Here is a 9,602-nt window from a genome sequence, read left to right as displayed (position 1 = left end):
GGAGGAGGCCGTGGTGCATGGCCATGACCATTTTGATGACGCCGCCGACGCCGGCTGCGGCCTGGGTGTGGCCGATGTTGGACTTGAGGGAGCCCAGGCGCAGGGGTTGGYCGGCGGGGCGGTTCTGGCCGTAGGTGGCGAGGAGGGCCTGGGCYTCGATGGGGTCGCCGAGGCGGGTGCCSGTRCCGTGSGCCTCGACGGCGTCCACGTCCGCGGGCTCCAGGCGGGCGCTCGCCAGGGCCTGGCGGATCAGCCGCTGCTGGGCCGGGCCGTTGGGCGCCGTCAGCTGGCTGCTGGCGCCGTCCTGGTTGACGGCGCTGCCCCGGATGACCGCGAGGATCCGGTGGCCGTTGCGGTGCGCGTCGGAGAGCTTCTCCAGCAGGAGCAGGCCCGCTCCCTCGCTCCAGCCGGTGCCGTCGGCATCCGCGGAGAAGGCCTTGCAGCGGCCGTCCTCGGACAGCCCGCGCTGCCGGCTGAACTCCACGAAGGTGTTGGGCGTGGCCATCACGGTCACCCCGCCGGCCAGGGCGAGGCTGCACTCGCCGTTGCGCAGCGACTGGATCGCCAGGTGGATGGCGACCAGGGAGGAGGAACACGCCGTGTCGACGGTCACCGCCGGCCCCTCCAGCCCCAGCGTGTACGCCACCCGGCCCGAGGCCACACTGCCCGCGCTGCCGTACCCGATGTATCCCTCGAAGGTCTTGGGCGCGGGGGTCAGCCGGGAGGCGTAGTCGTTGTACATGACACCGGCGAACACCCCGGTCCGGCTGCCGCGCAGGCTCTCCGGGACGATGCCCGCCCGCTCCACTGCCTCCCAGGCCGTCTCCAGCAGCAGCCGCTGCTGGGGGTCGGTGGCCAGGGCCTCGCGCGGGCTCAGCCCGAAGAACTCGGGGTCGAACCGCGGGGCGTCGTGGAGGAAGCCGCCGTTGCGCGTGTAGCTCGTGCCCACCTGGTCGCGGTCCGGGTCGTAGAGCCCGTCGAGGTCCCAGCCGCGGTCGGTGGGGAAGCCGTCGATGGCATCCGTACCGTCCGCGACCAGGCGCCACAGCTCCTCGGGCGAGGTGACCCCGCCCGGGTAGCGGCAGCTCATCGCCACAACGGCGACCGGCTCGTGCCGGTCGGTCTCGACTTCGCGCAGGCGCTGCCTGACCCGGGCGAGATTGCCCGTGGCGCGCTTGAGATATTCGCGAAGCTCTTCCTCGCTTGCCATTGCGGTGTCAGCCTTTCGGGGAACGGTCCATCGGGGGAGGGCGGGGCGCGGGCCGGGCGCGGCAGGGGTGGCCGGGCGGGCTGCCTCAGGAGCGGAGCGCGGCGAGCCTGCGCCGCGTGCGGTGGGCGAACAGCGCGTACCCGAGGGCGGCGCGCGGCAGGAGGTGTCCGCCCTTCATGCGCAGGACCGACTGGAAGCCCCACAGCTGCATCTCGGGCAGGTGGTGCGGGGCTCCGTGCACGTCGTCGTACTCGACGAGGCGCAGGTCCCGTACGTGGCGGCGCAGCCGCTGCGGGTCGGCGGCCGGAATGATCTCGTCGCGCAGGCTCGCCGCATAGGCCAACGGCACCTTGAGGTCGCCGAGTTGCCGGTCCGTCAGGGCCCAGTCGCGGATGTGCCCGCCCACCGCGGAGGCGGGGACGCCGGTCAGGTGCGCCAGGGTGTCGACCGTGATCCGGGGCACGCGCGCCTGCCAGGAGGCATCGGTGAAGAAGTCGTGGACCGGGGCCCCGACCGTCATGACGCCCTTGATCCGGGGGTCGTCCAGAGAGGCCCGCAGGGCCATGTGCCCGCTGAAGCTCAGCGTGATGCAGTAGGTCTGTGACACGTCCGCGGAGTCCTTGACGGCGTCCAGCAGCCGGGGCAGCAGGCGCCAGCTGTCGGCGTGGTAGCGCAGCGTGTTCTCACCGACGCCGGGCAGCTCCGTGACGAGCCCCGCGAACCCCAGCCTGGACAGGCGGGTGAGCAGGGGCGCCCACTGCTCCTTGATGCTGACGATGCCGCCCATGAAGACCAGCAGCGGACGCCGGTCACCGCGCGACAGTCCGCTGGTCCAGCAGCCGACCGGACCTTCCGGAGTGTCCACGTCGATGCGTTCGATACCGCCGGCCTCCTTGCGCCAGTGGTCGAAGGCGCGTACGCAGCGCTCCAGGGCCTCGCCGCGGGCGGGACCGTCCACGTAGGGGAAGCGGGCCATGTTGAAGTGACGGCAGGCCTCCAGGAAGTCCCCCTCCTTCTCGGCCCGTTCGCCGGCCCGCGACCACTCGCGCACCCAGGAGCCCTCGGCGCCGTCCTCGTCGGTGCGTACGCGGCCGAGCAGTTCCCCGAAGTGGTCCGGCGGCAGGGATTGGGCGCGGGCGTGCGCGCCCACGTACTGCTTGAGCTCTTCGATGTCGTTCATCGGCCGGTGAGGGCGTCCGCCGCGGTGCCCGCGGACAGCCCCTCCCCTCCCTCGGGTGTGTCCGGGAAGCCTTCGAGGCGTTCCTTGATCTCGGTGAGGACGTCGGCGGCCTCGGCCCCGTCGATGACCCGGTGGTCGAAGGCCAGGTTCAGGCGCATCACCGGAGCGACCGTGACCTGCCCGTCCCGCACGACCGGCCGGTCGACGACCCGGCCGACCCCGAGGGTGACCGTGGTGCCGCCCACGGAGTGGAAGCCGTCGACCGCGCGGTGGCCGAGCGAGGTGACCGCGAACGTCCCGGTCCTGGCCGCCCGTGCCGCCAGCGGCCGGGTCGCCCTGCGGAACAGCGCGCGGCCGAGGGGCACCGGCAGCCGGTGCAGCGCGCGCAGGCTCGCGAACTCGGGCATCACCCCCGGGTCGCCGTCGCGGTAGTGGTCCACCTGGCGCTGCACCTCGTCCAGGTCCGCCCGGTCGAGGTCGGGCAGGACCGCGCCGAGCACGACGCGCCGGCCGTCGAGCCGCCGGTCCAGGGCGAGCTTCGCGCTCGCGCCGGCGTAGGTGACGGTGCGGGGCAGCAGACGGCCGCCGATCGCGCTGTTGGCCTGGGGGTGGGCGGCGATGACCCGGGCGCCCGCGTGCAGTACGTAGCTGACCACGGAGTAGCGGCGGCCGGCCGCGGCGGCGGCCGCCCGGTGGCGCCACACCCGCCCCATGTCCACCTCGGTGTCGAGGAACACCGGCGCGAACGCCTTGGCCTCCTCCAGGAAGTACAGCGTGTGCCGCCGCTCCCGCGCGACGGGGGACCGCTCCCCGCTCACCCGGTCACCGCCACGTCGTACAGACCGCGCAGGGTGGTCGCCTCAAGCGCCGCCGGCAGGGACAGGGAACGGCCCTCGGCGCGCTCCAGGGCGCTGAGCAGGGTGAGGAGGTGGAGCGAGTCCCAGCCCGCGATCTCCTCGAGGGGGCGGTCCACGTCGGAGTCGCTGATGGTCAGGCCCAGGTCGTCGCGGACCAGGGTGATGAAACCGTCGATAGATGTCACAGGGTCTTCCCTTCGTAGGTCTCGGTCAGCCGCACGTGGCCGGGCGTCGGCGGTACGGAGACCAGGTCGTGCCGGTAGAAGCGGCTGCCGTCGCCGTCGCCGTCGCCGTCCTCGCCCGTCGGTTCGAAGCCGTTCTGCGGGTAGAACTCGCGGACCTTGGCGTTCTTGGCGCTCTCGCGGAAGGCGGCGACCACCTCCCGGGCCCCGGCGGCCCGCGCCCGCCGCAGCACCGACGCCAGGGCGGTCTGCTCGACCCCCCGGGCGAACACCCGGCAGCTGAGCAGGAAGTTGTCGATGTGTACGGTGGCGCCCTCACGCCGGGTGAACACGACCCCGATCAGCCCGTTGTCGCCGAACCGGTCGCCGGCGTGCACGGCCAGCACCTCGGTGTCCGGGGCCGCGGCCAGCTCCTGCACGGCCGCGGGCTGGAGCCGTCGCGTGGTCAGGTTGAACTGGTTGGTGCGCAGGGTCAACTGGGCCACGCGCGGCACGTCCCGCTGTTCGACCGGGCCGATCCGCACCCGTACGCCGAGCTCGCGCAGGTAGTCCTGGAGGGAGTCGAAGGTGTGCAGGAAGTCCTTCCGTTCGGCCTCRCTGCGGTACAGCGCGGGGCGCGCCCGGTCCTCCGTGGTCAGCTCGCGGGCGTCGAACCAGCCGTCCCGCAGCAGCTTCCCGATGTGCCCGGCCGGCTCCCCGTCCAGCGGGACGACGGCCACGTCCGGCAGCTCGTGGCGCACGAGACCGCACTCGTAGGGGCTGTCGTCGACGAACACCACGCTCTCGACGCCCAGGTTGAGGTCCTCGGCCAGCTCCCTGAGGTTCTCGTGCTTGGGCTTCCAGTTCACGGCGAAGCGGACGAAGTCCTCCTCCCGCAGCACCATCTCCGGGTGCCCCGCGACGACCTCGCGGACCGGTTCGAGGTCGTTCTTGCTCACCGCGGCCACCAGGACGCCCTGCGAGGAGAGCTGCTTGACCACCTTCTGGAAGGCCCGGAACGCCTCGCCGCGCGGGCTGTCGGCGACCTCGATCCCCTCCGCGCCGTCGTCGCCGAGGATGCCGCCCCACAGGGTCTGGTCCAGGTCGACCGCCAGACACTTCCTGGTCCGGCCGGTCACGAGCCGGGCCAGGTGCCCGGCCTCCCGGGCGTAGCGGGCGAGCATCGCGGGGGAGAGGTGGGCCTTGGCGTAGACGCTCAGCCTCGGGTCCGTGACCGCCACGCCCTCCGCGGCGATCGGGTCCAGATCGAGGACGACCAGCTCCGGGTGGGTCTCGGTCAGGCGCAGCAGCCGGGTGTTGGCCTCGCGCCACAGGGCGCCCAGCCGGGCGCGGGAGCGGTGGTCGACGAGCTGGGCGGCGAGCGTACGGGGCAGCGGCATGGTGTTCAGCACGAGCGTGCCGGTGCCCGCGGCGGCGAACCGGGCCGTGAGGCCGTCCAGCAGGGCCGTCTTCTCGGCGAGGACGGCCTCGACGTCGGCCGGACGCCAGGGCGTCGGCAGCTCGTCCACCACGATCATGGGATCGAGCAGGCACAGGGCCAGATCGGGCCGGGCGGCGTGCAGCGGGCTGTCCGGGTCGGTCAGGTCGAAGACGTACGAGTCGAAGTCGCAGACGAGCGTGCGGATCACGATGCCGTGCCGGGCGCCCTCCAGGGCGAGGGCCGGGACGAGCGGCGACAGCGTGCCGTGACCGGTGACGGCGACGGTCAGGGAGGGCAGCGCGGGATGTTCGCGCAGCACGTCGGCCGGATCGACGCGGGAGAGCAACTGGGCCGCCCGCGCGGAGTCGGCCTCCGGCAGCCGCGCCAGGAGGGCCTTCAGCCGGGGGAACTCGGCGGCTAGGCGCCCGCCGCGGTGCAGGGCGAGCAGTTCGTCGGCGGGGGAATCGGGGGAGCCCGGGGAGCCCGGGGAGGCGGTGGTGTCGGGAGGGGCGGGGGCTTCGGGAACGGAGGACATGACGGACGTCAGACCCCTTCCAGCGCGAAGCCGGCCTTGATCCACTTACTGGACTCGATGGCGATGCCGATCGCCCGCTCGCCCGGCGCCAGCCGTTCGAGGGCCCGCTCCAGCTGGAAGAAGACCAGCGCGTTCGCGTTGTTGCCCGTCTCGTTGACGCAGGAGACCTCCTGGGCGCCGACGGCCCCCAGCCGCTCCACGATCCGCCGGGTCATCCGGCCGGACAGCTGCGGCGGCAGCAGGTACGTGACGTCCTCCGGACGCCAGTCCAGGTCGTCCAGCAGCTCGTGCAGGGTCTCCTCGGACATCTCCGGCACGCGCGTCTCGATCGCCTTGTAGTCCTCGGTGGCGGCCGGCCGGTCCGAGTCGCGGTCCACGGGCCCGAACCACTCCATCGTCGCCCCCGCCGGCCGGTTCAGCCCGGTCAGCCGGGTCCGTACGGACACCAGCTCGCAGCGGCCCGCCGAGGTGTCGGTGGAGAGCACCGCCGCACCCGCCCCGTCCCCGAACAGCACGTAGTTCACCAGCTGGTCGGGCGGCAGCCGGTCCAGCCGCGCGTCGCAGTCGTAGAACCGGGCGAGCACGTCGCCGCCGATCACCAGGGCGCTGCGGTGGCGGCCCGTCTGGAGCAGCTGGTGCGCCACGTCGAGGGCCTGGACCGCGCCCGAACACCCCGACTGGAGCTGGTAGGTGGCCACGTCGTCGATGCCCAGCGCGTCGCAGATGACGTTGACCGTGGCCGGCATGAGCTGCTCCGGCGTGGCCGTCGCCATCACGACGAGGTCGATCTCCTCCGGCCGGACCCCCGCGGACTCCAGCGCCCTGCGGCCCGCCTCCACACCGAGCTCCGACAGCGAAGCCCCGATCTCACCGGTCTCGATGTCGACCGCCAGATGACGGTGGCGCGTCCCGATGAACGCGTCCACCCACTGCTCCCACAACGCGTCCATGCCGAACCGCCGGGCCAGCGCGGCATTGTCGACGGGAGGGCCCGGCAAAGCCGTTCCCACCGAGAGGATCCGGATGTGTGGAGTGTCCACGGTCTGCTCCTTTCCCTGGCTTTTCTGCGGCCATCATCCGAAAGGGCGCTTCCGTGCAGCTAACGCGGAGCTTTCGCGACCTCCCGCATTACACGGCGCTAACGCCCGGGCCGGACGGGCTTGCGGCCCCCTCCCGGGTGCTCCTTGACTTCTTCCGGCCGTGGGAGGAACCCCGCGCACACGAGAGGAAAGAGGGAACGCGATGGAATTCACCACCACGCGGAGCCTGTCCGACGCACCGCCCTTTCCCCAGCCGCGGGTCTGCCCCTATCAGCCGCCGCCGGAATACGAGCGCCTGGGCGAGCGGGGGCCGCTGTCGCGGGTCACCCTCTTCGACGGCCGCGTCGTCTGGCTGGTCACCGGCTACCCCGAGGCCCGGCAGCTGCTCGCGGACCGGCGGATCTCCGCTGACCGACAGCGCCCCGACTACCCGGCCGTCGCACCGCGCTTCCAGGCCGAGGTGGCCAAGCGCCTGGTGCTCATCGGCATGGACCCGCCCGCCCACGACGAACACCGGCAGCTGCTGAACCCGTACTTCAGCCGCAAGCGGGTCGAGGAACTGCGGCCGGTCGTCCAGGGCATCGTCGACCACTACGTCGACCGGATGCTGGAGACGGGCCCGCCCGCCGACCTCGTACGCGACTTCGCGCTGCCCGTGCCCTCACGGGTGATCTCCGAGATCCTGGGCCTGCCCGCCGAGGACCTCGACTTCTTCCAGGAAGCCTCCCGGCGCCTGCTGCAGGCCACCACCCGGGAGGAATCACAGAAGGCGGGCGGCGAACTCGTCGGCTACCTGGACCGCCTGGCGACCCTGCGGCGCACCGAACCCGGCCCGGGACTCATCGGCCTGCTCGCCCGGGAAGAGGTCGGGACCGGCCGGCTCAGCCACGCCGACCTCGTCCAGATGGCCCTCGTCATCCTGGTCGCGGGCCACGAGACCTCGGCCTCCACCATCGCCCTGGGCACCATCACCCTCCTCGACCACCCCGAACTGCTCGCCCGGATGCGGGCGGACCCGGCCGGCGTCGCGGCCGCCGTGGAGGAGATCCTGCGCTGCGTGGCCGTGACCGACCTGGCCGGCGTACGGGTCGCGACCGAGGACATTCCCGTCGCGGGCGAGGTGATCCGCGCGGGTGAAGGGGTCCTGCTGTCGGCGACGATGGCCAACCGGGATCCCCGCGTCCACGAGGACCCCACCGCCTTCGACACCGGCCGCACCGGCCGCCGGCACCTCTCCTTCGGCTACGGCATCCACCAGTGCCTGGGACAGAGCCTGGCCCGGATGGAGCTGGAAGTCGCCTTCGCCACCCTCTTCACCCGGATCCCCACCCTCCGCCTCGCCGTCCCCGCCGACCGGCTGCCCACCCGGCCGCCCGGCAGCGGCACGGTCCAGGGCGTCAACGAGATGCCGGTGACGTGGTGAGCGGCGAGGAGGGCGGCGGCCTCCGGGTCACGCTCGACCGGGACACCTGCATCGGGGCGGCCCAGTGCGCCTTCCACGCCCCCACCGTCTTCGACCACGACGACGAGGGGTACGCCGTCGTCGTGGACCCCCGCCCCGCCGCCGGGGACCACGAAGCGGTCCGCGAAGCCGTGGACCTGTGTCCCGCCCGGGCCATCACGTTCGACGCGGCCCCCGACGCCGACCGGTAGCGCCCACCGCCCCGCTCCGCCCCGACCGGTAAGCACAGCGAAGCCCCGGAGGCCCAGGCCTCCGGGGCTTGCCGCGTACGGCACTCAGGACCCGCTGCCGCCGGCGCCCCACGCCACCGGAAGCGAACCCAGGGTCCTGATCTGCATGCCCTTCAGCCATGGCACGTCCTCGGGAGCGACATCGAGCCGCAGGTCAGGGAAACGGTTCAGCAGGGCGAGGACCGCCACCTGGAGCTCCAGCCGCGCCATGGCCGCACCCGTGCAGTGGTGCACCCCGTGCCCCAGGGACAGGTGCTTCCTCCCCTCCCGCCGCAGATCCAGCACGTCCGGGTCCTCGAAGGCCCGCGGGTCCTTGTTCCCGGCCGGCGTGGCGCACAGCACCGGCTCACCGGCCCTGATCAGCTGCCCGCCGATCTCCACGTCCTCCGTCGGGTACCGGGCGAACACCGTGTGCGAGACGAGCGGGACGAAGCGCAGCAGCTCGTCCACGGCCTGCGGGACGATCTCCGGGTTCTCCCGGAGGAGCTGCGCCTGACCGGGGTGCGACAGCAGGGTGTACATGATGGACGCCAGCTGGGACGCCGGAGTGTCGTAGCCGCCGATCAGCAGCATGTACACCAGGTCGAGCAGCTCCTCGTCGGTGTAGGCGCCGCCCTCGGCGGCCACCTCCAGCATGCCGCTGATGAGGTCGTCGCCGGGCTCGGCGCGACGCCGTTCGATCAGCTCGTGGACGTAGGCGCGCAGCTCGCCCAGTTCGGCCGCGATCTCCTCGGTCGACAGCTCCGTCCGCCCGAAGAAGCACTGCATCCGGCTCTGGAACCGGTCCCGCTCGCCGTACGGCACGCCGAGCAGCTCACAGATGTTCAGGGCGGCGAACGGGTTCGTGAACGAGGTCACGAGATCGCCCGACGTGCCCTCCTTGGCCATGGCGTCGATCAGCTCCTCCGCCACCTGCGAGATCCGCGGCCGCAGCTCCTCGATCCCGCGGTTGGAGAACGGCTTGGAGACCAGGCGCCGCAGCCGGCTGTGCTCCGCCCCGTCCGCGCCCATGATGCTGCCCCCGATGGGCATGGGCGCCACGCGCGCCTCGTCCCGGCCCTGGGCCGCGGCCCGGCTGAACCGCTGGTCCCCGAGCACCGTCTTGATGTCCTCGTACCGGCTCACCAGCCAGGAGTTCTCCCCGTACGGAGGGGTGACCCATACGGGACGCCCGTGCTCCAGGAGTTCCCGGTAACTGTGGTCGAGGTCGAGTCCTCTGATCTCTGTGAAGGTGAAGGGTACGGGAATGCGTGCGGTCGTCATCGGGATTCTTCCTTTGCGGTGGGGCCCGCACCACAATGGTGAGGCGCGTGGGTGTTTCCAGCGTCACAGTCCGCGCTAACCACCGACTTACCGGCCCCTTTCCGGTATTCGATTTCCGTGAATCGGGCAGTGGACCGCCGCGGGGCACCCGGCGGTGAAATGAGGTGGGTGCGGGAGGAAATGCCGGAGGGCGGACCGGCGGCACGTGCCGCCACGTGCCGCC

General features: G+C 72.4%; 9 protein-coding genes. 2 read left to right on the top strand and 7 right to left on the bottom strand.

The genetic code is table 11. The features are described from left to right. The 6 genes from AB4039_RS39855 to AB4039_RS39830 form a co-directional block, all read right to left on the bottom strand. Window positions 1-1,210 (bottom strand): type I polyketide synthase (locus AB4039_RS39855; RefSeq protein WP_442273072.1); only part of this gene is annotated, 1,210 nt, incomplete at its 3' end. Between the two features lie 85 nt (window positions 1,211-1,295). After that, complete coding sequence (locus AB4039_RS39850) at window positions 1,296-2,390, bottom strand: alpha/beta hydrolase (RefSeq protein WP_266846606.1); 1,095 nt, start codon at window positions 2,388-2,390, stop codon at window positions 1,296-1,298. Then, on the bottom strand, window positions 2,387-3,208 hold the full coding sequence (locus tag AB4039_RS39845) for a 2-oxo acid dehydrogenase subunit E2 (RefSeq protein WP_266846608.1): 822 nt from the start codon (window positions 3,206-3,208) through the stop codon (window positions 2,387-2,389). The genes AB4039_RS39850 and AB4039_RS39845 overlap by 4 nt, the downstream gene beginning before the upstream one ends. Then, a complete protein-coding gene (locus AB4039_RS39840) occupies window positions 3,205-3,432 on the bottom strand; it encodes a phosphopantetheine-binding protein (protein WP_266846609.1) in 228 nt (75 codons plus the stop codon). Before AB4039_RS39840 ends, AB4039_RS39845 begins: the two co-directional genes overlap by 4 nt. Further along, entirely contained in the window at window positions 3,429-5,384 is a 1,956-nt protein-coding gene (locus AB4039_RS39835; protein ID WP_442273071.1) for an HAD-IIIC family phosphatase, read from the bottom strand. Before AB4039_RS39835 ends, AB4039_RS39840 begins: the two co-directional genes overlap by 4 nt. Before the next feature lie 8 nt (window positions 5,385-5,392). Next, window positions 5,393-6,424 carry a 3-oxoacyl-ACP synthase III family protein gene (locus AB4039_RS39830; RefSeq protein ID WP_266846612.1) on the bottom strand — a complete coding sequence of 344 codons (1,032 nt, stop codon included), beginning with the start codon at window positions 6,422-6,424 and terminating at the stop codon, window positions 5,393-5,395. Window positions 6,425-6,626: 202 nt separating this feature from the next. On the opposite strand from AB4039_RS39830, the gene AB4039_RS39825 reads away from it, so the two are divergent. After that, window positions 6,627-7,847, top strand: coding sequence for a cytochrome P450 (locus AB4039_RS39825; RefSeq protein WP_442273070.1), 1,221 nt, complete (start codon window positions 6,627-6,629; stop codon window positions 7,845-7,847). Further along, window positions 7,841-8,077 (top strand): ferredoxin, encoded by a 237-nt coding sequence (locus tag AB4039_RS39820; RefSeq protein ID WP_442273069.1) that lies wholly within the window; start codon window positions 7,841-7,843, stop codon window positions 8,075-8,077. Before AB4039_RS39825 ends, AB4039_RS39820 begins: the two co-directional genes overlap by 7 nt. Window positions 8,078-8,161: 84 nt before the next feature. Here the strand turns inward: AB4039_RS39820 and AB4039_RS39815 are convergent, their stop codons facing one another. Next, window positions 8,162-9,379: a cytochrome P450 gene (locus AB4039_RS39815; RefSeq protein WP_266846617.1), complete on the bottom strand. Its 1,218-nt coding sequence runs from the start codon at window positions 9,377-9,379 to the stop codon at window positions 8,162-8,164. Window positions 9,380-9,602: the final 223 nt, after the last annotated feature.

Source organism: Streptomyces sp. M-16, assembly GCF_052114405.1.
Taxonomy (GTDB): Bacteria; Actinomycetota; Actinomycetes; order Streptomycetales; family Streptomycetaceae; genus Streptomyces.
Note: the sequence above shows the minus strand (reverse complement) of the source record. Positions and strands in the feature narration are given on the sequence as shown.